The organism is Enterococcus pingfangensis (assembly GCF_005405205.1).
GTDB lineage: Bacteria > Bacillota > Bacilli > Lactobacillales > Enterococcaceae > Enterococcus_A > Enterococcus_A pingfangensis.
The window spans coordinates 45,946-70,448 of the sequence record NZ_BJDP01000011.1 but is presented as its reverse complement, the minus strand read 5'-3'; the positions used below and the strand labels follow the sequence as shown (position 1 = coordinate 70,448).

The following is a 24,503-nucleotide window of genomic DNA, read 5'->3' as shown; positions in this document are numbered from 1 at the left end:
ACCCTCTCAAGTTTTTCTTGAGAGGGTTGTTTTAGGTTTTTGAATAGTCATAGGTTTCTTGAAGCTGGCCGTCTTGTTTGTATATTTTTAAGGAAACGGCTTTATTTTTCGCGATCTCTTTTGCGCGAGCAACCGCTTCTTCTTTTGTAGTGCACAAGTTGCTTGCTTGGCTGGCACCTTCAGAAATAACTTGCCAGTTAGGCGCTTTATACTGGACCTTTACAATGGCAGTCAGTAATTTTTCAGCATTGTTGTTGCGGGTATGCGGATCGTCTTTTTGAGGAGCTGTGGCTTTTTGAAAGTCTTTTTTTTCTTTGGCAGCAGCATCGTTGAACCATTTTTCTGCTTGGCTAATTGCGATAGGAATTGCTCGTTCATCCGGATAGCCGTCGTGAAGCAAGGCATTTCCAATATCGATGGCTTTTTTTTGGATCAAAGGGTCTAAATTTTTCATTGAAGCCGGATAGTCATTCATATTCCATGGCATAGACAGTTCCTCCCTTAAATAGATATAACTCTACCTTACTATGGAAAGAACTGTTTTGAAATTAATTTGCCTAGCGTAAAAATAGAAACGATCAGAAAGAGAAGCGATAAACTGCTACCAACTAATATTTTTTCAGGCTTGGATTAAAAGCTGAAAGGATTCTTGCTGAATGTGGTAAGTTGGTATCAAGTAATCATAGAGTATTTATTTTTAGAAAAATAACTGATCAGCAAAAAGGAGAAGAGCGATGAAAAAAACAGTTGTCTTAGCGCCGGATTCTTTTAAAGAAAGTATGAGTGCACAAAAAGCCTGTGCAGCAATGGAGCGGGGGATTCGCAAAGTTTTGTTTGATGCGGAGGTGATCCAAGTACCGATGGCTGATGGTGGAGAAGGAACCATCGATGCATTAGTCGCCAGCACTGGCGGGACGCGGATCGAAGTTGAAGTTTTAGGACCAATCCCAACAGAGAAAATCACAACTTATTACGGATTATTGGCTGATAAAAAAACAGCAGTGATAGAAATGGCTAAGGCTAACGGCATCGAACATTTAGCGAAAGAAAAACGAAATCCATTGCTTACTTCGACGTATGGCACCGGTGAAATGATCAAGGCCGCACTGGATCAAGGGGTTGAAAAAATCATTATCGGTCTTGGCGGCAGCGCGACGAATGATGGCGGAGCGGGCATGGCTCAAGCATTAGGTGTTCGTTTATTAGATGCAACCGACAAGGAACTGCCTGCAGGCGGCGGAGCATTGAAAAAATTAGTGAAAATTGATGGATCAACTATTGATCCGCGGATCAAAGAGACTGAGATCCTGATCGCCAGTGATGTAGACAATCCCTTGACCGGTCCAACTGGTGCTTCGGTTGTCTTTGGCCCGCAAAAAGGTGCTACACCTGCAATGATCAAAGAATTAGAGCAAAATCTTGCGCATTATGCAGCGATCATTAAAAGAGATTTCGCTAGCGATGTTCAAATGATTCCCGGAGCTGGCGCGGCTGGCGGATTAGGTGCGGGTCTGCTCGCTTTTACCGGAGCCAAGATTCGTTCTGGAGTTGAATTGGTCATCGAGTACACCCAACTAGCGGAAAAAATTGCGAAAGCTGATTATGTTTTTACCGGTGAAGGCGGGATGGATTTTCAAACAAAGTTTGGCAAAACTCCGTACGGTGTAGCGCAAGTTGCTAAAAAATATAATAAACCAGTTTTTGCCTGTGCGGGTTTTATTGGCGATCAAGTCGAAGTTTTATACGCGGAAGGCATGACGGCAATTTTTGGGATCTTAGCGAAAGCCAGTTCATTAGAAGAAGCGTTGCAAACAGGGGAAGAAAATTTGGAGCGGACGGTTGAAAATATTGTTCGCGTCTTAACTATTGAATGAATCGGATTCAGTAATTATGCTTACAGCATGTTGGAAAGAGCCGATCATAAAAACACCCGCCAGTTGGCGGATGTTTTTATGATCGGCAGTGGCCAAATCTAAATTTTTTTCATTAAATGTATCCCCGTGTTCTAAATCACCATATTTATAGCCGCGTTTGAACCAGCTGATTCGCTGTTGACTCGTTCCGTGAGTAAAGCTGTCAGGTACGGCATAGCCTTGAGCTTCTTTTTGCAACGTATCATCGCCAATCGCGTTAGCCGCAGTTATCGCTTCATCGATATCACCTGCTTCTAAAATCGGTTGTCCTTGATACGTTTGTTCAGCTAAATATTTAGAAAAACAACCGGCTAAATAGTCCGCTTGCAATTCTAACCGAACGCTGTATTTATTATATTCAGTTTCAGAAACTTGATTCCGCAGTTTATTTAATTGATCTGTTATTCCCAGCTGATTTTGAACATGGTGACCGACCTCGTGAGCGATCACGTAAGCCATCGCATAGTCACCGGTTGCCCCATAATTATTAGCTAGCTCACTAGCAAAACTTAAATCTAAATACACATTTTGATCGGCAGGACAATAAAAGGGTCCCACTTGTGAGCTTGCTTGTCCACAAGCCGAATCGACACTGTCTGTAAATAGAACGAGTGTAGGATTTTGATAGGATTGACCGCGTTTTTCAAATTCTTCATTCCAATAATCTTCCAAATGAGCAAAGACTACTGACGCAAATTCCTTTTCCTCGGTGTATTCTTTTGAAGCAACATTTTCTGTTTCATAAGTTGCCGGCGTGATACCACCGCCTAATGTATCGGTAACTGTACTCAAATCGCCGCCTGAGATAAAGAAAATAATGATAGCAATCAAAAAAATACCAATACCGCCGCCGGATGCTATTTTTCCAACCGATCGCCCGCGCTCTTCTACATTGGAACTTTGCCGATCTCCGCGCCACCGCATAACATCTCCTCCTTTTTTCCCTTTTCTTTTATTTTAATTGAAAAGCTAGACGGAGCCAAAGAATACAGCTCAATGGATTCGTCGCCCAGTATAGTAAACAAAGCAATATTTAAAAATAACATCCGTTTTCGGCGCTGTGCTATCAGTCTAGGAGTTGAGATTTATAAAAATAAAGAATTCTATAGTTGATTAGAGCGATTTTGAAACATATTTGTAACATTTCTTTTATCTGCGTGATATATACTTGTGTTAAACTTACTTCTGACGTTATGAGATCTATCATTTCTAAATCCACATAATAGCCGGAGGAATTATTTAGTGAAAAAAAGTATTATATCAGCGTTGTTGGTGTGCACATTTGCTGTATCAGCAGTACCAAGTATCGCGTTAGCAGATAATTATGATCAACAAATCCAAGAAAAAGATCAAAAAATCAGTGACCTGCAAGGGAAACAATCTGATGTTCAAATCCAAATCGATGAATTAACAAATGAAATTGCAACAGTCAGCGGAAAAGTTAAAGACTTAGAAGCTAAGCAAGATCAATTAAATAAAGATACAATGAAACTGCAAGATAAAATTGCTGTTTTAAAAGTACGTATCGCAAAACGTAATGAAACAATCAAAAATCAAGCACGTGATACCCAAGTTAAAGGGCAAGCGACGAACTATGTTTCAGCCGTGTTAGAAGCAGATTCACTATCAGATGTGATTGGTCGCGTACAAGCGATGTCAACAATCGTAAAAGCCAATAAATCTTTGATGGAACAACAAAAAGCGGATGAAGCAGCAGTAGAAGCAAAAGTTAAAGATAATGAAGCAAAAGTTGTTGAGATCCAAGCAAATCAAAAAGAATTACAAGCGCAAAAAAATACGATTGCTAACAAACAAGCTGAATTGAATGTTGTGAAAGCAAATTACGCAGCAGAACAAGCAACAGCAGAACAAGATAAAGCTAAATTGAAGAAACAACAAGAAGCCGCAAAAGCAGAACAAGCACGTATTTTGAAACAGCAACAAGCTGCTGAAAAAGCGCGTAAAGCTGAAGAAGCACGTCAAGCTAAAGAAGCGGCAAAAGCTCAAAAAGCCTTTGAAGAATCGCAAGCAAAAGCTGAAAAAGAACAAGCACAAGCAGCTGCGGAAAGTTCAACAACGGAAGAAACTTCAACAAGCAGTGAAGCAAGTTCAACGTCGTCTTCAACAATTGAAGAAACTGAAACAAGCAGTTCAACAGAAGAAATCAGCACACCAACACCTACGCCAACACCTACGCCAACACCGACTACAAGTACTGGTGGAAAAGTAGACCATACTGGTTCAGGTAATATGTACGCAGTTGGTCAATGTACTTGGTATGTTAAAAGTGTTGCGCCATGGGCTGGAACATATTGGGGTAACGGCTGTCAATGGGGCGCATCAGCAGCAGCTGACGGGTTCCAAGTAGACGGAACGCCGACTGCCGGTTCGATCGTTGTCTTTGCACAAGGACAATCGGTTGGTACATGGAATGCGGATCCTTCTTATGGACACGTTGCGTATGTTCAATCCTACAATGCTTCAAACAACACGATCACTATCACTCAAGGCGGCATGGGCTTCCCAACGCCAACTGGTCCAAATACTGCAACATTAAGTGCATCAGGACTACAATATATTCATCCTTAAGCAAAACGTTGAAGAGTTCTCGAGAAATCGAGGACTCTTTTTTGATGTAAAAAAGTTGCACGAGTATTTATGTTTGAGCGGTTGTTGGAAAAGTGCTAGCATAAAATACGTGATCAGGTCAAAATGTTTTTATTTTTTGAAAGAAGGAATCACTTATGAAACAAGTATTGGTTTTAGGGGCACATGGAAAAATCGCTCAGCTTGTAACTAAAAATCTGTTAGCTCACGACATTCAGCAAAAACTTTTTTTGCGGAACTCGGCGCGATTGCAGATTGATGATCCAGCAAAAGAATTATTGGTCGAAGGAAATGCGACCAGCTTATTTGATTTACAACAAGCGATGATAGGCAGTGAAATCGTTTATGCAAATCTGGCAGGAGAAATCGTTGAAGAAGCACGGAATGTAGTTGCTGCGATGAAGGCTAAAGGAGTCAAGCGTTTGATCTGGATCTCGACTTTAGGAATTTATGATGAAGTTCCTGGCAACTATGGTAAATGGAATCATGAACAATTAGATGGCGGTTATTTAGAAACATATGCTGAAGCTGCTAGTGTAATTGAAGATTCGGGATTAGACTATACGATTATTCGCCCGGCGTGGTTAGATGATCAGGTCGAAGTTGCCTACGAGCTGACTGATAAAGGTCAGGCATTTAAAGGAACAGAAGTTTCACGGGCAAGTGTCGCTGATTTAGTCACTAAGATCATTCATGATCCAAAACTTTATATCGGTGAATCCCTCGGTGTTAATAAACCAAATACGGATGGTGACAAGCCCGCTTGGTATAATTGATTTCAAAAAAGACACGGTGAAAAGTTACCGTGTCTTTATTTTGGTCAAATTTTATTCAGCTGAGCGAGACACAAAATAAATTTGTGCTTCTAGTATCCAGGACTATCAAAAATGAAGGATTCCGTTATAATGAACAAGTATGATTTTTTTTGTAGAAGGGAACTTGTTTAAAGATGGTTACTAAGCAACAATCCATAGAATCTGATTTGCTTGAGACAGCACCAAATCTAGCCGGTTGCGCGACGCTGCAACAATTGATCGCAAAAAACGGCGGAAATTCTTTTAGCGCAGAACAACTAGCCGCGATTCGTTTTCCGATGCAGACTCATTTACGGATTATTGCTGGCGCGGGCAGCGGAAAGACGCAAACGATTTGTGCCAAAGCGGCTTATCTGATTTTAGAACAGCAGGTGGACCCGAAAACGATCATGATGTGTACTTTTTCGCGTAAAGCCAAATTAGAAATGGAAGCTCGGGTCAATCAATATCTAGGCGGTCGCACGAAAGTCGCTGTCCAAACATTTCATGGCTGGTTCAATGCAGAATACAATGAACTGACTAGCCGAATGCCTCACTTGAAGCAGTGGGGGATCGAAGGAGTCATCGATGAAGAACAATATTATCAAGTGATCAATCAATTGATCAAAAAATATCGGCTATATAATTTTGATAAATTTGAAGAGCGGACGATCGTTTCTAGAATCAGTTATTGGCGCAATATGGGCTATTCGGATCAAGCAATGGTCGAGTTTGTCGCAAAATATTTTGATACTGAAGAACTGATTCCGAATCAAAAATTAAGCGAGGTTTTCCAACAATTTTTGGCTGAATTGGCAATGCTGAAAAAGACTCAACAGTTTATCACTTTTGATGATATGTTGTTTAATTTAAAACTGATCTTAGAAAATGATTCAGCAGCACAGCAATCTTTGCAAAAAAAATACCGCTATATTTTTATCGATGAATTTCAAGACATCAATCCGTTGCAAAAACAAATCGTCGCTTTGATTTGTCCGCCTGATAAAGTGACTTCGAAAAAAAATTCAAGCAAGCTGATCATCGTTGGCGATGACGATCAAAGTATTTATTATTTTCGCGGGGCTGAGCCTAGGTACATCAAAGAATTTGAACAAGAATATCAGCAGACTTCTTTACAGCTGATGACGAATTACCGTTCAAATGAGCCGATTGTAGCTGCCGGCAATCGTTTTATCCAGTATAATGCACATGACCGTTTAGCTAAAAAGATGACAGCAAAAGAATCGGCAAGTCAGCACGATTGTTATGGATTGAGTTTTTCTGATGATGAACAAGAAGCGAGTTGGATCGGAGAAAAGATCCAAGAATTAGCACAGCAAACACCATTGAGTGATGGCAGTCCTGATTATCGCGACACGATGGTATTGTATCCAACGCGTATCCAATTACGGTCTTTGTTAAAGCAGCTGACAAAACAAAAAATTCCTTTTGTTACACCAACGAACGATGATTTATTAGGAATTTTTAGTTTGCCGTTATTCAAAACATTATTTCAACAATTAACTTTATTGGATTCAGCGACATCTATGCAGCAAAAAAATGAAGCGCTAAAGAAGATCATTCAGCAGTATGCGTTTTATCACTATATCAAATTCGGGACAAGCGCCCAATTCAGTGAAGAATTATTCCGTAAAAATAAATTCAAAATCAATGATCTGGTCGCTTTTTTAGTTAGCGAAAGAAAACTTTCGCAAGCCTCACAAGATCAAGCCAAAGAATTTTTCAAGCAGATCTATTTGTTTTATCAACGCAAGTACTTGAATCTGGGAGCGTTGGCAGAAGCATTGTTAGCTACTCCGAAATTCAAAAAAGACTTGAGTGAAGAAGAAGTCGATTGGCTGCGCCAAGAATTATCTTCAGCGGGGGATTGGCCGGGACTATTGACAGCGTTCCAACAAGCGAGTCAGCAAAATAAAGGCATGAAAAAACGGCTAAATGACTATGATCAAGAAAAATTAAATGCAGTTTATTTATTATCGATCCATGCCAGTAAAGGCCTAGGCAAGAAAAATATTTTTATCAAAGGTGTTTACCAAGATGCCTTGCCGAACCATCATGCCGTCAAAAAAGCGGATTGTGATCTGCAAAAGGCCAAAGAGGAAGCGGCTCCGCCTACGACGATCGAAGAACAACGCCGACTGATGTATGTCGCAATCACACGGGCAAAAGAAAATTTATACATTACGTTTCCTAAAATGATCAATAATAAAACGATCAAACCGTCTCCTTTTTTAAGAGAAGCAGGGTTGTCCATAAAAGATTATTCGAAAGCGGCGCGTGTTGCAGACAGCTGATTTTTCGAAAAGAACCTAAAAGGAGTTTATAAAGCGTTGAGACTAGAAGTAGGAACGGCAGCTTATTTGCAAGCGGCCAGCAGTTATATCCGGATGGAAGTATTTGTTTTAGAAAAGGGCATCGCTTTGGCGGATGAATTTGATCAAAAGGATACAGAGGCTATTTATAGTGTACTGTTTGAAGGAACACAGCCACTTGCGACCGCTCGATTTTTAAAAGAGAGCGATAAAATCGCCCGTATCGGACGTGTCGCGGTATTGAAAAAATATCGGCGAAAACAATTAGGACGCCAAGTGGTAAACGCATTGGAAGACTTGGCAATCACCGATCACTTTGAACAACTTTTGATCCACGCGGAATTAACGGCGGCAGAATTTTATGAAACATTAGGTTATCATCGCGTTGGCAAACCGTATGATGAAGATGGCATCCCTTGCATTACTTTAAGTAAAAAAATCTAAACCAACTGCTTGAAAGATTCAGTGAGCATTTGAATCAGTTCAAGAGCTAAACTTTGAAAAATCATTTTGCAGTTTCGCGTAATTTCATCGTCAATAGGACAGGTAAACGGATCGATAGCACAGGTGTTATCGATTTTTTGCTGCTCAAAAAACCAAAAACAAAAACGTTTTCAAATAAAGCCGTTCTTAGAGAAAGATTCTTTGCCGGGCTTTTGAAAAAATAGTATTATCAAGGAAGAATACCGGTCGCAAGTTTTATTTTGTTGTAAAGCTAGCGATTTGATCAAGCGTTTAAAAATTGAGTTTTTTAACTGAAAAAGGAGAGGGTAGTATGAAATTTGTCGTTATTGGTGGAGTAGCGGGGGGACCTTCATTTGCCACGCGTTTGCGTCGGCTGAATGAAGAACACGAGATCGTGATCTATGAACGAGGAGAAGATATTTCTTATGCTAGTTGTGCGTTGCCGTATTATTTAGGCGGTGTGATCGATGATTTGGATTCGCTGATTGAACGTACACCAGAAATATTAAAAGTAAAAAATAATATCGATGTGTTTCCAAAACATGAAGTCCAATCAATTGATCCAGATAAAAAGCAGTTAGTCGTTAAGAATTTGCAAACAAGAGCAGAGTTTACGACGAATTATGACAAGTTAGTCATCTCTTCTGGTGCGCGTCCAACGTTGCCGCCGATCGAAGGTGCTGCTGAAGCAACGAACGGATTTATCTTGCGAAGTGTTACAGACGCAGCCGAGATCAAAACATACATCGATGAACATGATCCAAAAAGTGTGTTGGTTTTAGGTGCCGGTGTGATGGGGTTAGAATTAGCAGAAAACTTCAAACATCGCGGCTTAGACGTTACCTTAGTCGATCAATTGCCGCAAGTCGCTTTTCCTTATAATGAAGAAATTGCTGATCTGATTTATGATAAATTGATTGAAAACGGACTGCAGATTCATCTAAATACTCGGGTAGAAAAAATCAATCATGCAGGAAAAGAAGTCGTCTTATCTGATGGAACGCTCCTGAATCCTGACTTGATTTTATTTGCGACCGGCGTGGCACCAAACAATGAAATGACCAAAAATGCCGGGATCAACTTAGCGGATGATGGACAAATCATTGTCAATGATCAACTAGAAACAAATGTACCAGACATCTATGCGATTGGTGATATTATCAAAACAACGAGCTTAGTGACAGGACTTGCAACCTCCAGCATGTTGTCTAGTGCCGCAAACCGTCAAGGCCACATGCTTGCAGATATAGTCAATGGAACGCCGATGAGCTATCGCGGGTATATTGGTGCTGGTGTGGCAAAAATTTTTGATTACACTGCTAGCTATGCCGGAATGACGGAACATGCACTAAAAGCCGCGGGAATCACAAATTACAAATCAATTTTTGTGACACCATTTGATCATGCTTATTTCTATCCAGAAGCAAAACGATTGAATTTAAAAATCATTTTTGATGCAACAAGCGGAAAAATTTTAGGCGGACAAGCAGTCGGCGAAAAAGGTGTTGATAAACGGATGGGCGAACTATCTGTAGCGATCACTGGAAATTTAACGGTATTTGATTTACCTGATTTGGAATTGCCTTATTCCCCACCGTATTCAACAACACGAGATCCATTGAACATTGCCGGCTATGTAGCAATCAATCAAATGACAAATGTAGTGGAGACGATCAAAGCTGCTGATATTCCGGCAGAAGATCTGGCAACGGCCTTCTTCTTAGATATTCGCGAAGCAGATAAAGCTAAATCAGGCAGCATTGAAGCCAGCAAAAATATCCCGATGAATGAATTACGGGAACGGATCAATGAGATTCCTAGAGATCGCAAAGTCTATATCACTTTTAGAAAAGGATTAAATACGTATACTTCCGCACGAATCTTAGCTGGTTTTGGTATCCCTGCGATTTTGATTGAAGAGTAAAATCTCAGAAAGCTGTGACGCAATGTCACCGCTCTTAATCTAAACTATCGAGCAGCAGCTAAAATTCAGCGTCAACTTTTTGAAGGGTAAAACAGGTCAAAAGTCTTTTTTCTACCATAACAGAATCGGCATGAAGGGGAAAAGTTGCCTGTGAAAATTCACTGTAGTAAAGTGAAAGTAGCAACTTAGGAGGGATCAAGATGAAGGACTTGCAATTAGCAACAGAAATGCTGGATCGTGCACAGGAACGTTTTGAAGAGACCTTTGAGCAAATGACGATCGATGAAGCGAACAAAATGCCCGCACCTTTAATCAAATCAGTGACTTGGTTGATGTGGCACACGGCACGGGAGTTGGACATCCAAATTTCTGGTTTAAATGAAACAGAACCTTTGTGGACGAGTGATGGTTGGTCAAAAAAATTTAGCTTAGACTTACCCGATGACACGGAAGATTGGCGCCATACACCAGCAGAAGCCGCCAAAGTAGTCGTGACTGATCGACAATTAGTATTGGATTATTTGGCTGTCAGTATTGAATTTACTAAACACTATTTGAAAAAAGTCGATGAAACGAGTCTTTCTGATGTGATCGACACAAACTGGGACCCGCCAGTCACGCGACAAGTCCGGATCGTTTCAGCAATCGATGATGCCGTAATGCATTCAGGTCAAGCCGTCTACACTAGACGTTTAGTGATTGGAAAATGATTTTTTTAAAGCAAGGTGATCAAAAAAGCTGAAGCACTGTTAATTTGTGTTTCAGTTTTCTTTTTGTCCTACTAGAGCATCTTCAGCTTATGTGGTACAGTGATTCAGTGTGAAACTTTAGAGGAGGATAGATCCTATGCGAAATATCAAGTTGACAATCGAATATGACGGCAAACGCTACCTTGGCTGGCAACGTTTGGGCGATTCAGAAAAAACAATCCAAGGAAAAATTGAAAGTGTGATCGCCCAGATGACTGGCGAGAAAATTGAAATCATTGGTTCTGGCCGAACGGATGCCGGCACCCATGCTAGGGGACAAGTGGCAAATTTCAAAACAAATTCTGAAATGGCTCGCAATGAGATGCTGGATTTTTTTAATCGTTATTTGCCAAGCGACATCGTAGTGGTAAAAGTAGAAGAGATGCCGGAGCGTTTCCACGCACGGTATAACGTCAAAGGCAAACAATATAGTTATTACGTTTGGAATGATCCAGTTCCAACCGCTTTTGAACGGTATCACAGCTTTTATTTCCCGCAAGCATTAGATATGGAAAAAATGAACGAAGCTTGCGAGAAACTGATCGGCAAACATGATTTTCTTGGTTTTTCCGCGCTGAAAAAAACTAAAAAATCAACGACTCGAACGATTGAGAATATTTTAATCGAACGTGAAGGCAGCATGTTGCACTTCACATTTATCGGTGATGGTTTCTTGCACAAAATGGTCCGAATCTTAATGGGGACTATTTTAGAGATCGGTGCAGGAAAACTGCCGGTAACAATTATCGATGAGGTATTAGAAAATAAAGTCAGAGAATCCGCTGGTGAGACAGCGCCTGCGCAAGGCCTATTCTTAGACCAAGTCTATTATTAAATAAAAAAACTGATTTTGAGTATTCACTCAAAATCAGTTTTTTTATGTTTAACTTCTTAATCCGCGTCCGCGATCGATCAAATACCAGCAAATGCTGTAAAGAACGACGATAAATAGTACTAAGACGGACATCGATACAACGATTGAGACATCCATGACACCAAGGAAACCATAACGGAAACCAGAGATCATATAAACGATCGGATTGATTTTTGAAACGGCTTGCCAAAATGGCGGCAGCATCGAAATCGCATAGAAGACACCACCTAAATAAGTCAGCGGTTGTAAAACAAATGTCGGTACGATCGAAACGTCATCAAAAGATTGGGCAAAAATACCATTTAATAAACCTGCCAATGAAAATAAAATAGACGTCATCAATAAAGTGATGATGATAATCAGCCATGAATAAACATGAAGCAGAACAAAAAATAGTGAAATGATCGTGACTAGTGCTCCGACTAACACACTTCGTCCGATTCCGCCGATCACAAATCCCCAAATAATGATATGAGTAGGGACCGGTGCGACTAAGATCTCTTCGATATTTTTTTGGAACTTTTGCGAGAAGAAGGAAGAAGAGACGTTTGCGTAAGAACTGGTGATCACAGACATCATGATCAAGCCGGGTACGATAAATTCCATGTAAGAAAACCCAGCCATATCACCGATGCGGCCGCCGATCAAATTCCCAAAAATGACAAAATATAAAGAAGTAGTGATGACTGGCGGAACTAAAGTCTGCACCCAGATCCGTAAATAGCGATTGGTTTCTTTGACTGCCAGACTTTTAAGAGCAGTGAAGTATAAATTAGACATGTTTTTCCTCCGTGATTTTTAGGAATAGTTCTTCTAAGCGATTGGATTTGTTTCGCATAGAAAGGACTTGGATTCCTTGGTTTGATAATTGTTCGAAGACACCGTTGATCCCTTGATCGCGAATGACTTCTACTTCGAGAGTCTGATCGTCTTCAAAAGTATGTTTGAAGCCATGGATCTCAGGTTTTTTGTCGTAAGGAGCCAAATCAAAAATAAATGTTTCAAATTGTAGTTTAGCTAATAATGATTTCATGCTAGTGTTTTCGATCAATTCTCCAGATTGAATGATCCCGATATTGCGGCAAAGCATCTCCGCTTCTTCTAAGTAATGAGTCGTTAAAATGATCGTTGTGCCATTTTCATTTAGTTCTTTAAGAAAACCCCACATTTCCCGGCGTAATTCAATATCAACACCAGCAGTCGGTTCATCTAAGATCAGCAGACGCGGTTCGTGCATCAATGCTCGAGCGATCATCAAACGACGCTTCATACCGCCAGAAAGCATCCGGGCACGTACATTGCGTTTCTCCCATAAGTCGGATTGTTTCAAATATTTTTCACTGCGAATCAAGGCTTCTTTGCGGGGCACGCCGTAGTATCCGGCTTGGTTGACGACGATTTGCTGAACTGTTTCAAAAGGATTGAAATTGAATTCTTGCGGAACCAAACCAATTTGTTGTTTGGCCATCACTAAATCCTTATCTAAATCATAGTCGAAAACTTTGACATTGCCGGCAGTTTTATTGACTAAAGAAGTGATGATCCCAATCGTCGTGGATTTTCCAGCGCCGTTAGGACCTAATAGCGCATAGAAATCGCCTGCCTCAACAGTCAGATCGATTCCCTTTAACGCTTCAACGCCAGTCGCGTATACTTTTTTTAAATCTTTTATTTCTAATGCATTGCTCATTAACTGTACTCCTTATGTATTTTTTACTAATTCTGACGATGTAAATAGTCAATTGAAAAATCATTTTTCTAAAATGCTAAAACATGGTCAGAGCAGTCGCTACATCCATTTTGATCAACAAAAATCAAAAGGAGTGAGACCACTAGTTTAGTAGGACTCTTTATTCTATCATTCCTTTTGAGCATCGCAAGCGTAAAGGCTTCATGAGCTGCTTAGTCCGTTAAAAAAATGAAAAATAATTCATCAAAAGATATTTTATCACCAGCAGCTAAAAAAACGGTGATTTGATAGAAGACATAAAAAAGTTAAAACACTGGCTGAATAGTAGGTAGTTTTTGTATGATTAGACAGAGGTGGAATTCATGAAGAAATCACAATGGTACAGCGATCAATGGGGAAAACCAACACAAGATGATCGGATGTTGTTTTTATTATTGACAGTCGGCGTTTTTCAGGCGGGACTGAGCTGGCAAATAGCTGCCGGCAAGCGGGAAATTTTTGAAAGAAATTTTTGTGACATGGATTTCCATCAAGTCGCGGCCTTTTTCCCGGAAGATCTTGAACGAATTGCCAACGATCCTGAAATGATCCGCAATCCACGGAAAATCAGAGCAGTGATACTAAATGCTCGAGCAATCGTTACACTGCTGAAAGACTATGGTAGCTTTGCTGAATATCTTTGGGATTTTGTGGGCGGCGTGCCGATCATCCATGAGTATGAGCTGAGAGCTGAAGTACCTAACACGTTGCCAGAAGCTACGGTGATCGCTAAAGATATGAAGAAACGCGGTTTTTCCTACGTTGGACCAGTCGTTACTTGTATGTTCCTTAAAGCCGCTGGGATTATTCAAGATCAGATAATAGAATAGAGCAAAGAAACCTTACGAAACAAGGTTTCTTCGCTCTATTCGCAGTGATTTAAAAAAAGAAGATTATTTTTTACTAAATAGTTTCAATCCGTTTAATTCCATTTTTATACATCTCATCAATTAGCTTTTTATCTGTTTGATTATCAGTAATCAGTAAGTCAATCTGATCAATAGGAAGAAAGGTATACAAAGCTCGTCGCCCAATCTTTGTATGATCAGTAACAACGATTTTTTTTGCTGATGCTTCGATCATATTTTTTTTAGTCGCAATTAATAACTCATTGAAATGAGTTAGACCTTTTTCTACGTTAAGGGCAGGAGTAGCAACGAAAATTTTATCTACGCTGAGCTTATGTAGGGTCTCATTAGCAATTTGACCATTCAACATGTAGCTATCATGAAAAAGCGTCCCACCGGTAACAATGGTAGTAATATTTCGATTAGATCGAAGAACAGAAGCAATATTTACATCATTAGTAATAATCGTAATGTCTTGTAAATGAGGCATTTCATTTAGCGTCTTAGCAATTTGCAATGTTGTCGTTCCAGAATCTAAAATGATAGCTTCCCCGCTTTTTATATACTTAGTAGCATATTTTCCAATATTTGTTTTCTCAAGCATATTTTCAGTTGCACGATCTTCAAACACTGGTTCATCATGTTTGATACTTGCTGGAACGACACCGCCATGAATTCGTATAACAAGACCCTGTGATTCTAATTCATCAAGATCTCTTCGAATAGTAGTCTCATGAACCTGAAATATTTCAGATAGTTGTATTACAGAAATAAATTGTTTTTTTTCAATTTCTTCTAACAATCTTACTCTCCGCTCGCCTGTGAGCATTTTATTCACCTTCCTATAAGTTTTATAGATATTTTAAAAAGCTACTTTCACTTTTCAGTCTATGGAAAATACTGGAATGTGTCAATATAAAAAGAGATATATAGTGCGATAACGAGCATTTTCGAGCGTAACGCTATAAGAAATCTAAGTTCTCATAAATTAATAGGTGAAAAATAATTGTTGTTCCATATAATTATTATAGTAAAAAAAGGATAGTGTTTACTATAAATAAACGTGTTGTACAAAAATAATTAGTATTTTCTATTTAAAGCGTTTACAAACGTGTTTCAGAATGGTATACTCATTAACGAGTTAACAAGAGCGATAACGAGCGCTTAGCAATGGGGAGGAAATTGTAATGGGAAATTCGGTTGAATCAAGAGTCTTTAGTCTAGTTGAGCCAGGAGTGATTAAAGAAGTTAATAAAGAGAGAGAAATCCCTAAAAATTGGGTAGCAGTAGAGCCGACTTATGCTAGTATTTGTCACGCAGATTTAAGATATTTTGCAGGATTACGGAGACCAGAGGCTTTAGCAAAAAAATTACCTATGGCTTTATTGCACGAGGGGATAGGAGTTGTTAAAGAAACTCAATCAGATAAATTTACTGTAGGTGATCGTGTAGTAGTTGTACCCAATATACCAGGACAAATTTTACATCCAGAAATCCAACAAAAACCTGGTGTTCCTGTGAATTATTCAAAAGGAAATGCATTCTTGGGTAGCGGATATGATGGAATGGCACAGAGCCGTTTAGTTCATCCAGAAGAATGCTTAGTACGGATTCCGGATGAAGTTCCTAATGAAATTGCTGTTTTGTCTGAGTTGTCTTCTGTTTCTCACCATGCGATTAGCCATGTAGAAGACAAATTGAAAAAAGTGGATACTCATGTTGCGCTTTTTGGAGATGGGCCTGTAGGTTACTTCACTGCCGTCATGTTGAAATATTTATATGGAATCAATTCAGATCGTTTTGTAGTTTTTGGTGCAGCAGATGATAAGCTTGCACATTTTGATTTTGCTCGAACTGAAAATGTATTGACTTATGATTTTAAAAATTCAGAAGAAAAATTTGATGTTTTGATTGAATGTACAGGTGGTAAATTTAGTGAGAGTGCTCTTAATCAAGCAATTGAGCTTGCAGATTCATTGGCAGATATCATTTTTATGGGAGTTACAGAAGAATTGGTACCGCTTGATACAAGAGATATATTGGAAAAAGGAATTACTGCTCATGGTAGCAGCCGCTCATCAACAATTGATTTTGAAGCTGTAATTAAAGGAATGATGAATCCAGACTATCGTAAAGCATTAAGCAAAATTTTACCAGAACATCTTTCTGAAATCTCAAGTGGTGAAGATTTTAGACAAGTTATGGAAAAATTTGTTGAAAATCCTGGTTGGAATAAGACAGTTATGCATTTCGATTGGTAAGTTTCAAATCAAAGAAAAAATGAGGTGAAAAATATGACAGGAATACTAATCGTTACTCACGGTGAAATGGCTAAAGGAATAATGGATGGTTTAAGCCTGATTATGGGCGAGCAAGAAGAGTACCAAACTTTAGGATTGAGACATGGTGATGATATTGTTGAATTTGGAGAAAAAATTCAAGCGAGCATTCGTCAGTTAGATAAAGGAGATGGGGTTTTAGTTTTAGCTGACCTATTTTCTGCGAGTCCATACAATCAAACAGCTTTATCTTTTAATAAATTGAAGGATCATAGTTATCGCTTGATCTCAGGAGTGAATTTACCACTGATTATTGAAGTTTTTAATCAACGAATGATTGGTGCAGATTTAGAAACAATGTATCAAGCAGCCATGACTGCGGGAAAAGAAGGCATCAAAGAATTTTTGGAAGAAATGGAAAAACTAGAAAAAAATTCAAACAGGTGAAAATAAAAATTAGGAGTGTATAGAAATGGGAGAAATCGTATTAGCAAGAATCGATGATCGTTTGATTCACGGGCAAGTAATGACTGCGTGGCTACAATTTACAGGAGGAAATCATATCGTCATCGTGGATGACGCAACAGCAGCCGATGAGTTTACCAAATCAATTATGTCAATGGCTGTACCTAATGGAATCAAGTTATCTATTTTAGATGTCACAGCCGGTGCAGAGTTGCTTGCTAATGTTCCAGATGGGCATAAGATTATTGTTTTGGCTAAAGAACCGCAAACATATTGGAAATTGATTGAAAACGGCGTGAAGTTTGATGAGATTATTATCGGTGGAATGGGCGCACGAAAAGACCGCAAAACATTTTATAAAAATATTTCTGCATCAGAAGAAGAAAAAGAAACCTTTAGAAAGATTGTTGGTCAGAATGTAAAAATGAAGATTCATGTAATTCCTGATCAGGGTTCACAAGCAATTGAAGGATTGCTATAAAAAAATTTAATAAAAGGAGTAGAGAAATGAAAATAAGTCTAATCCAAGCAATTTTAATCGGTGTCGTTTATTATCTTGGAATCAATGGAACACCTTGGCTTTCATTGGTTGGAACTCATGGCTGGATGCGCCCATTAGTGAATGGGACTGTTGTAGGATTAATTTTGGGTGACCCGGTTCAAGGATGTATCATTGGAGCTGCGATTAACTTGCCTTATTTAGCTTTTATCTCAGCCGGAGGAACTGTTGCAATGGATCCTGCACTTGCAGGAACTCTTGGAACCGCATTAGCTATGGCCGCAAAAGTTGAACCAGCAGTTGCCGTAACATTGGCTGTACCAATCGGATTATTAGGGACGTTGATCTGGGTAGCTCATATGACGGTTGATATTACATTTGTTCATATGGCTGATAAAGCAGCTGAAGAAGGAAAAATCGATCGTATTAACTGGCTTCATATTGTTCCACCGCAATTATTTTTACTTTTAATTACTGTTGTACCTGTTGCATTAGCCGCTTACCTAGGAGCAGATGCAGTAGAAGGAATCGTTGATGCTTTAAGTGGTCGACCACTTGATGTTTTATCCGCTATTGGTGGTATTTTACCGGCGTTAGGGATCGCGATGAATTTACGTGCGATGAATGGTAAAGGGACACTATTATTCTTTACTTTTGGATTTATGCTAGCAATCTATTCTGGATTACCATCAGTACCAATTGCCGTATTTGCAGTTATTATTGGATACGTCTTCACCGAATTATATTTGAAAGATAAGAATGGAGGTTTGGCATAATGGAGCAAACTGTAGAACCAAAAAAAGAAAAGTTATTGACGAAAAAAGATGTTGTTAAAGCTTTCTGGCGTTGGACTTTCTTTTCTCATGCAAACTATAATTATGAGCGTCTACAAGCTACTGGAGTAGTCCATGCCTTTAGTCCGATCTTAAAAAAGCTATATGGAAAAGATGAAGATGAAATGAAGGCTGCTTTAGAACGACACATGCAATTTTTCAATACAGAACCTTCTTTTGGCGGACCAATTTTATCAATGACCATTGCTATGGAAGAAGAAAAAGCATTGGGAGCAGATATTAATGATCAAACGATAAATGGATTAAAAACTGGATTAATGGGACCGTTAGCTGGTATTGGTGATACTTTATGGCAAGGGACTTTAATCCCAATCTTGCTATCATTCACATTACCATTTGGGGCTGAAGGAAATATTTTCATGGGACCAGTTCTATTCTTTGCTCTGCATTGGATTATTATGACAGTAATTGCCTACTTCTTGTGGATTCAAGGATACGAACAAGGAAAAGAGGGAATTCAAAAGATGATGGCTGGTGGCCGTCTATCTTATATCATGACCTTTTCACAAACATTGGGAGCAATTGTTATTGGATCTTTAGCTGCAAATTTTGTTAAGATCGCAACGCCGTTAAGCATCCATCTAAGTGGGAAAGAAAGTTTGTCAATTCAAACAGACGTGTTAGATGCTTTAGTAAAAGGTATTCTACCACTAGGAGTAACTTTAATAACATACTATCTATTAAAACATAAAAAATATACACCAACCAAGGTACTGGTTATCCAAATTGTTGGTGGAGCGATTTTAGCCGCTATAGGCCTAATTGTTAACTCAATATAAGCTGAAAACGACGTTAGGGAAGATACTCCATTTATCTGACGTCGTTTTTTTGATTTATTAAGAATGAAAGGATGAATTTTTTTGAAAACAGCTGTATTTTATGATGTGAAAAATTTAGTAGTTGAAGAGACGCCAATGCCAGAAGTTCCAAGAGAAAAAATTTTAATGAAGATTGATACGTGTGCAATCTGTACTTGGGAGCAACGAGTATATACAGGAGTGAAAAAAGTTTCCTATCCGTTCATTGGGGGGCATGAAATCGCAGGTGAGATTGTTAAGATTGGTGAAGCAGTTGAAGGAGATTGGAAGCAAGGAGATAAGATTGTTTTTGGCACAAATCTGGCTTGTGGTCATTGTTATTATTGTAGAATTGGTGAGGAACAAAATTGTCTGAATTTTGATCATAGTAAACAACAGCCAGGGTTACCCTATAAAGGAATGGGAGGGTTGTCTGAGTATCTAGTAGTTGATCCGTCAGATATTTTTAGTTATCAAAATGTCGCTCCGGAAGAAGCATCTTTAACTGAACCATTATCTTGCGTTCTGCATAGTGTTGAGACCGCAAAAGTGGATTTTGGAGATTATGTTTTAATTGTTGGTGCTGGAATCATGGGAATGCTTCACCTTCAATTAGCTCAAAAAAGAGGAGCTATCGTAATTGTTTCGGATCCAAATGAAGAACGGCTAGAATTAGCTAAAAATTTAGGTGCAACTTACGTTATAAATCCAGTAAAAGAAAATCTGACTGAGAAAATTTTAGCATATACAGAAAACTTAGGAGCGCAGATTATTTTTAATACTACTCCAATTTCTAGTCTAATTCCCAGTTTGTTAGAAAGTCTATCTAATACGGGTACAATGATTTTGTATTCCTCTTATTATCCAGATGAACCCGTCGGTATAAAATTTGATCATATTCATAAAACTGGTCAGCAAATCAAGGGAACTGCAAACTCTAACAAACGCGATTTTATTCGAGCTTCTCGTTTAATTAGTCAAGGAATCGTCGACGTAAAACCATTTATTACAAAAATTTATCCATTGAGTCAGATTGAATCTGCTTTTGAGGAGGCTGTGAATACTGAATCATTTCGGATTGTGATTGATTTTGAGCAAGAAAGAAGTGAAGAACCATGTTAGTAACAGTTAGAGAATTATTGATAGAAGCAGAAAAAAAACAATGTGCAGTCGGCGCGTTTAATGTACCGAATCTGGAGTCGCTGAGAGGAGTGATTCAGGCAGCTGAGATGTTAGAAGTACCAGTAATCATTCAACATGCTGAAGTTCATGAAAATTTAATTTCAATAGAAGAAATCGGACCTTTGATGGTTGACTATGCTAAACGAGCTAGAGTTCCTGTTGCGGTACATTTAGATCACGGTTCTAGTTTAGCCGAGTGTATAAAGGCTATTCGGCTAGGCTTTACTTCAATTATGTATGATGCTTCTTTAAAAGATTATGAGACAAATGTCAAGGAAACTTTAGAGCTCGTTAAAATTGCACATAGTGTGGATGTTTCTGTTGAAGCAGAATTAGGTGAGATGACCAACTCAACGATTGGTGGCGGAGAAGGACGTACATCTAAGATAAGTGATTTTGGAAATATTGACTTATTTACGAATCCACAACAAGCAAAAGATTTTATTGAATCTACTCATATAGACAGTTTAGCGATTTCTTTCGGGACTGTTCATGGAAAGTATTTAGCAGAACCGAACTTAGATTTTGACCGTATTGCGAGTATTCGATCGGCCACTGAAGGTATTCCGCTAGTCATGCATGGAGGATCAGGCGTTTCAAAAGACGATTATCGGCGAGCTATTGAAGCGGGTATTCGTAAAATAAATTACTATACGTATATGAATCTGGCGGCTGGGAAATCATTGAAAGATACTATTGAGCATTCTCAGAATGAAGAATTATTTTTTGATGCACTGTCATTGGTAGCTACGGAAGCTATTAGAGAAAATATTGTTCAAGCATTAAAGATATTCAATCTTAAATAAAGTAGGCATATCTTTATTGAAAATAAAATATAAGTATCTATGTATTGCGTAGAATTTTTATTTCAATTATAGAAATAATAGATAAATCCGACTAGTTTCTTTACTAGTCGGATTTATTCTAGCTTCCATAGGATACTTTAATGACTAGTTTCAATCCAGTTAGTTACAGGAAATAATGAGTAGTTATTCTGAAAAGATAGCTGACCTTAAAATTTAGGATTCTATAGGATGAAGTATTAAATAGAGCAGATAGCTGCTAAAATCAAACTTGTGAAATATTTCAATGACAAAAAAGTTTTCCGGCTTTCTTTCAAAAACGTTTCGTGTTATAACTAGCAAAGAATCAGCGAAGGAGCAATGAAATGGTTACATTAAAATCAACAAGAGAAATTGGACAAATGAAAGAATCAGGAGCAATCCTGGCTGGGATACATGAACAGTTGCGAGAGATCATCGTTCCGGGAATAACGACGAAAGAGATTGATCAGTTTGTGCAAGAAAAAATTGAAGCCGCTGGAGCGACTGCTGCTCAAATCGGGTTTGAAGGGTATGAGTTTGCGACTTGTACAAGTGTAAATGATGAGATCTGTCATGGTTTCCCATCAAATTATCGCTTGAAGTCAGGCGATGTTTTGAAGGTCGATTTTTGTGTCGATTATCATGGAGCGATTTCAGATAGTTGTTGGACGTATGCGGTCGGTGAAATCACGCCGGAACATCAAGCGTTAATGTATGTTACGAAAGAGGCATTGATGTTAGGAATCGCTCAAGCACAAGTCGGCAATCGTGTCGGTGATATTGGTCACGCAATCCAAATGTATGCAGAAGGAAAAGGTTATGGTGTTGTGCAAGACTTTCTTGCTCACGGAATCGGGCCAACGATCCATGAAGAACCATTCTTCCCACATTTTGGAACTGCCGGAAAAGGTGCACGACTAAAAGAAGGAATGACCATCACGATTGAACCGATGATCACGACAGGGACGTGGGAAGCAGGAATTGATGGCAATGGCTGGACTGTTCGTACGTTAGACGGAAGTTTTTGTGCGCAGTATGAACATTCAATCGCGATTACGAAAGAGGGTCCCGTTATCATGACGGAACAAAAAAATTAATTTCAAAAGGGGTGTGGCAGAAAGTTTGTCACACCTTTTTTTCGTATAAAGGATGAAAGATTACTTCTTTGGCAGTAAGCCGAAATTTCGCAAAAATTTGAAAAGCAATTTTCGAAAATTCTTTCTTATTTCTCGAAGTAGTGAAATACCTCCTTATCCCTGAGCTGGACCAAAAATCAAACTCAGAGGTCTCACCTACAGCTTATTTCTGTCCCCCTACTTTTTTTGACAAATCAGCAAAAGAGTCTAACTTTTCAGAAAGTCGGAGTCATTTGATTTTCAATAAATTTTTCTCACTGGTAAGCTGAAGTTAATCAATTGAAGGGGGAAACATCATGAGATATACGAATGGAAATTATGAAGCTTTTGCTAGACCAAGAAAACCAGCGGGTGTTGATGAGAAAAGTGCATATATTGTCGGCGCGGGATTAGCTGGATTAGCGGCAGCTGTTTTTCTGATCAGAGATGGCCAAATGAGCGGTGAACGTATCCACATTTTTGAGGAACTTTCCTTATCCGGCGGTTCATTAGATGGGAAATTCATTCCTCATGATGGTTTCGTGACTCGCGGCGGTCGTGAGATGGAAAATCATTTTGAATGTTTATGGGATTTGTTTCGCTCTGTTCCTTCACTAGAAGTAGAAGATGCCTCAGTCTTAGATGAATTTTATTGGTTGGATCACGACGATCCCAATTCATCAAATTGCCGGATCATCCATAATCGTGGGGAACGTGCAGAAGATGATGGTGATTTTACCCTATCAAAAACGGCCCAAAAAGAATTAGTCGAATTGTTTATGACCTCAGAAGATCAATTGATAGGTAAAAAAATTGAAGACGTCTTCGGGGAAGAGTTCTTTGCTTCAAACTTTTGGTTGTATTGGTGTTCGATGTTCGCTTTTGAAAAATGGCATTCAGCGATTGAAATGCGCCGCTATGTCATGCGGTTTATCCATCATATCAATGGCTTGCCAGATTTTAGCGCTTTGAAATTCACACGTTACAATCAATACGACTCATTAGTAAAACCACTCTTAGCATTTTTGAAGGATCATGGCGTGGATTTTCATTATGAAACGAAGATCAATAATATCGAAGTCGAAGTGACGGCTGATAAAAAAGTGGCGCAAAAGATTTTACTGACACGTTCAGGTCAAGCAGAAGAGATTGCTTTGACAGAAAATGATTTGGTTTTTGTGACGAATGGCTCGATCACGGAAAGCTCAACTGAAGGAAATCATCATAAGCCGGCACCGATTACTCATGAATTGGGCGGCAGCTGGAATTTATGGAAAAATTTAGCGAAACAATCGGATGAATTCGGTCATCCCGCTGTTTTTTGTGAAAATCTGCCAGCAGAAAGTTGGTTCGTTTCAGCGACAGTTACTTGGGAAAATTTTGATATAGAACCGTATATTTCACGGTTGACGAAACGTAAATTACGTTCTGGAAAAGTTGTTACTGGCGGGATCATTACGATCAAAGATTCTAATTGGCTGATGAGTTTCGCGACCCATCGTCAACCGCATTTCAAAGAACAAAACGATCAACAAACAGTGACTTGGGTCTACGGATTATTGTCCAATACACCAGGAAATTATATCAAGAAACCAATTGAAAAATGCAGCGGACAAGAAATCGTGCAAGAATTGATGTACCATTTAGGCGTGCCGGAAGAAGACATTAAGAAATTCTCTGAAGAATCTTGTGTGGTGACCCCTGTTTACATGCCATTTATTACGTCATACTTTATGCTGCGGGAACCTGGGGATCGGCCATTAGTTATTCCAAACGGCTCTAAGAACTTAGCCTTCATCGGGAATTTTGCTGAAACAAAACGCGATACAGTTTTCACAACAGAATATTCAGTTCGAACGGCGATGGAAGCTGTTTATTCATTTTTAGATCTCGAACGTGGCGTGCCGGAAGTTTTTGCATCGGCGTATGATCTGCGGACATTAGCCAATTCAGTTTATTATTTAAGCGATCGTAAGAAACTTTCTGAAATGGAACTGCCTTTTGTAGAGAAAAAAGTATTGCACCATTTTGCTAAGAAAATCGAACATACGTATATTGAAGAGGTATTGAAAGACAACCATCTGTTGTAAGAAAAGTGTGGGTGTGACAAAATTCTTGTCACGCCTGCGCTTTTTTTCTGGTTCAAAGCAAAATAGTCGATCAAAACGCTTGCTATAGACTATGGTTTAGGGTTTAAAGTAAGGGGAAATTGATGGAGGTCTTCAAGATGACAGACAAAGTATTAGTAACAG

Annotated in this window: 22 protein-coding genes and 1 pseudogene; 18 read left to right on the top strand and 5 right to left on the bottom strand. The window is 39.0% G+C overall.

Annotated elements, in window-relative coordinates; genetic code table 11:
- Window positions 1-31 precede the first annotated feature (31 nt).
- A complete protein-coding gene (locus tag FFM63_RS08020; protein ID WP_137609786.1) occupies window positions 32-487 on the bottom strand; it encodes a DUF2188 domain-containing protein in 456 nt (151 codons plus the stop codon).
- Window positions 488-734: 247 nt separating this feature from the next.
- On the opposite strand from FFM63_RS08020, the gene FFM63_RS08015 reads away from it, so the two are divergent.
- Window positions 735-1,874: a glycerate kinase gene (locus FFM63_RS08015; RefSeq protein WP_137609785.1), complete on the top strand. Its 1,140-nt coding sequence runs from the start codon at window positions 735-737 to the stop codon at window positions 1,872-1,874.
- A 90-nt stretch (window positions 1,875-1,964) separates the two neighbouring features.
- Here the strand turns inward: FFM63_RS08015 and ypfJ are convergent.
- A pseudogene (gene ypfJ / locus FFM63_RS08010) lies at window positions 1,965-2,837 on the bottom strand (KPN_02809 family neutral zinc metallopeptidase); the annotation flags it as partial.
- Window positions 2,838-3,155: 318 nt separating this feature from the next.
- Here ypfJ and FFM63_RS08005 point away from each other — a divergent pair.
- The 7 genes from FFM63_RS08005 to truA all read left to right on the top strand — a co-directional run bounded on the left by FFM63_RS08005 (window position 3,156) and on the right by truA (window position 11,620).
- Window positions 3,156-4,502: a CHAP domain-containing protein gene (locus tag FFM63_RS08005; protein ID WP_137609783.1), complete on the top strand. Its 1,347-nt coding sequence runs from the start codon at window positions 3,156-3,158 to the stop codon at window positions 4,500-4,502.
- A gap of 155 nt (window positions 4,503-4,657) precedes the next feature.
- Window positions 4,658-5,296, top strand: coding sequence for an NAD(P)H-binding protein (locus FFM63_RS08000; protein ID WP_137609782.1), 639 nt, complete (start codon window positions 4,658-4,660; stop codon window positions 5,294-5,296).
- Window positions 5,297-5,469: 173 nt separating this feature from the next.
- Window positions 5,470-7,629 (top strand): ATP-dependent helicase, encoded by a 2,160-nt coding sequence (locus FFM63_RS07995; protein WP_137609781.1) that lies wholly within the window; start codon window positions 5,470-5,472, stop codon window positions 7,627-7,629.
- A 36-nt stretch (window positions 7,630-7,665) separates the two neighbouring features.
- On the top strand, window positions 7,666-8,091 hold the full coding sequence (locus FFM63_RS07990; protein ID WP_246033315.1) for a GNAT family N-acetyltransferase: 426 nt from the start codon (window positions 7,666-7,668) through the stop codon (window positions 8,089-8,091).
- A 331-nt stretch (window positions 8,092-8,422) separates the two neighbouring features.
- Window positions 8,423-10,036, top strand: coding sequence for an FAD-dependent oxidoreductase (locus FFM63_RS07985; protein WP_137609780.1), 1,614 nt, complete (start codon window positions 8,423-8,425; stop codon window positions 10,034-10,036).
- Window positions 10,037-10,236: 200 nt separating this feature from the next.
- Window positions 10,237-10,746: a DinB family protein gene (locus FFM63_RS07980; RefSeq protein ID WP_137609779.1), complete on the top strand. Its 510-nt coding sequence runs from the start codon at window positions 10,237-10,239 to the stop codon at window positions 10,744-10,746.
- A gap of 136 nt (window positions 10,747-10,882) precedes the next feature.
- Window positions 10,883-11,620, top strand: coding sequence for a tRNA pseudouridine(38-40) synthase TruA (gene truA / locus FFM63_RS07975; protein ID WP_137609778.1), 738 nt, complete (start codon window positions 10,883-10,885; stop codon window positions 11,618-11,620).
- Window positions 11,621-11,668: 48 nt separating this feature from the next.
- On the opposite strand, the gene FFM63_RS07970 is transcribed toward truA, so the two are convergent.
- Together FFM63_RS07970 and FFM63_RS07965 are read right to left on the bottom strand one after the other, a co-directional pair.
- Complete coding sequence (locus FFM63_RS07970; protein ID WP_137609777.1) at window positions 11,669-12,439, bottom strand: ABC transporter permease; 771 nt, start codon at window positions 12,437-12,439, stop codon at window positions 11,669-11,671.
- Window positions 12,432-13,349 (bottom strand): ABC transporter ATP-binding protein, encoded by a 918-nt coding sequence (locus tag FFM63_RS07965; protein WP_137609776.1) that lies wholly within the window; start codon window positions 13,347-13,349, stop codon window positions 12,432-12,434. Before FFM63_RS07965 ends, FFM63_RS07970 begins: the two co-directional genes overlap by 8 nt.
- A 362-nt stretch (window positions 13,350-13,711) precedes the next feature.
- On the opposite strand from FFM63_RS07965, the gene FFM63_RS07960 reads away from it, so the two are divergent.
- Window positions 13,712-14,218 carry a DNA-3-methyladenine glycosylase I gene (locus FFM63_RS07960; RefSeq protein WP_137609775.1) on the top strand — a complete coding sequence of 169 codons (507 nt, stop codon included), beginning with the start codon at window positions 13,712-13,714 and terminating at the stop codon, window positions 14,216-14,218.
- A 73-nt stretch (window positions 14,219-14,291) separates the two neighbouring features.
- On the opposite strand, the gene FFM63_RS07955 is transcribed toward FFM63_RS07960, so the two are convergent.
- Window positions 14,292-15,038, bottom strand: a complete 747-nt coding sequence (locus FFM63_RS07955) for a DeoR/GlpR family DNA-binding transcription regulator (RefSeq protein ID WP_246033313.1) — start codon at window positions 15,036-15,038, stop codon at window positions 14,292-14,294.
- Between the two features lie 385 nt (window positions 15,039-15,423).
- Between FFM63_RS07955 and FFM63_RS07950 the strand changes: the two genes are divergently transcribed.
- The 9 genes from FFM63_RS07950 to FFM63_RS07910 all read left to right on the top strand — a co-directional run bounded on the left by FFM63_RS07950 (window position 15,424) and on the right by FFM63_RS07910 (window position 24,341).
- Window positions 15,424-16,497, top strand: coding sequence for an alcohol dehydrogenase catalytic domain-containing protein (locus FFM63_RS07950; protein WP_137609773.1), 1,074 nt, complete (start codon window positions 15,424-15,426; stop codon window positions 16,495-16,497).
- 33 nt (window positions 16,498-16,530) lie between these two features.
- A complete protein-coding gene (locus tag FFM63_RS07945; RefSeq protein WP_137609772.1) occupies window positions 16,531-16,962 on the top strand; it encodes a PTS sugar transporter subunit IIA in 432 nt (143 codons plus the stop codon).
- Between the two features lie 25 nt (window positions 16,963-16,987).
- Window positions 16,988-17,461, top strand: coding sequence for a PTS sugar transporter subunit IIB (locus FFM63_RS07940; protein WP_137609771.1), 474 nt, complete (start codon window positions 16,988-16,990; stop codon window positions 17,459-17,461).
- Window positions 17,462-17,487: 26 nt separating this feature from the next.
- On the top strand, window positions 17,488-18,255 hold the full coding sequence (locus FFM63_RS07935; protein WP_137609770.1) for a PTS mannose/fructose/sorbose/N-acetylgalactosamine transporter subunit IIC: 768 nt from the start codon (window positions 17,488-17,490) through the stop codon (window positions 18,253-18,255).
- Entirely contained in the window at window positions 18,255-19,112 is an 858-nt protein-coding gene (locus FFM63_RS07930; RefSeq protein ID WP_137609769.1) for a PTS system mannose/fructose/sorbose family transporter subunit IID, read from the top strand. Before FFM63_RS07935 ends, FFM63_RS07930 begins: the two co-directional genes overlap by 1 nt.
- 81 nt (window positions 19,113-19,193) lie before the next feature.
- Window positions 19,194-20,252, top strand: a complete 1,059-nt coding sequence (locus tag FFM63_RS07925) for a zinc-dependent alcohol dehydrogenase (RefSeq protein ID WP_137609768.1) — start codon at window positions 19,194-19,196, stop codon at window positions 20,250-20,252.
- A complete protein-coding gene (locus tag FFM63_RS07920) occupies window positions 20,246-21,118 on the top strand; it encodes a class II fructose-bisphosphate aldolase (protein WP_137609767.1) in 873 nt (290 codons plus the stop codon). The genes FFM63_RS07925 and FFM63_RS07920 overlap by 7 nt, the downstream gene beginning before the upstream one ends.
- A 362-nt stretch (window positions 21,119-21,480) precedes the next feature.
- Complete coding sequence (map, locus tag FFM63_RS07915) at window positions 21,481-22,233, top strand: type I methionyl aminopeptidase (RefSeq protein ID WP_137609766.1); 753 nt, start codon at window positions 21,481-21,483, stop codon at window positions 22,231-22,233.
- Window positions 22,234-22,568: 335 nt separating this feature from the next.
- Window positions 22,569-24,341 (top strand): oleate hydratase, encoded by a 1,773-nt coding sequence (locus FFM63_RS07910; protein WP_137609765.1) that lies wholly within the window; start codon window positions 22,569-22,571, stop codon window positions 24,339-24,341.
- Window positions 24,342-24,503 lie beyond the last annotated feature (162 nt).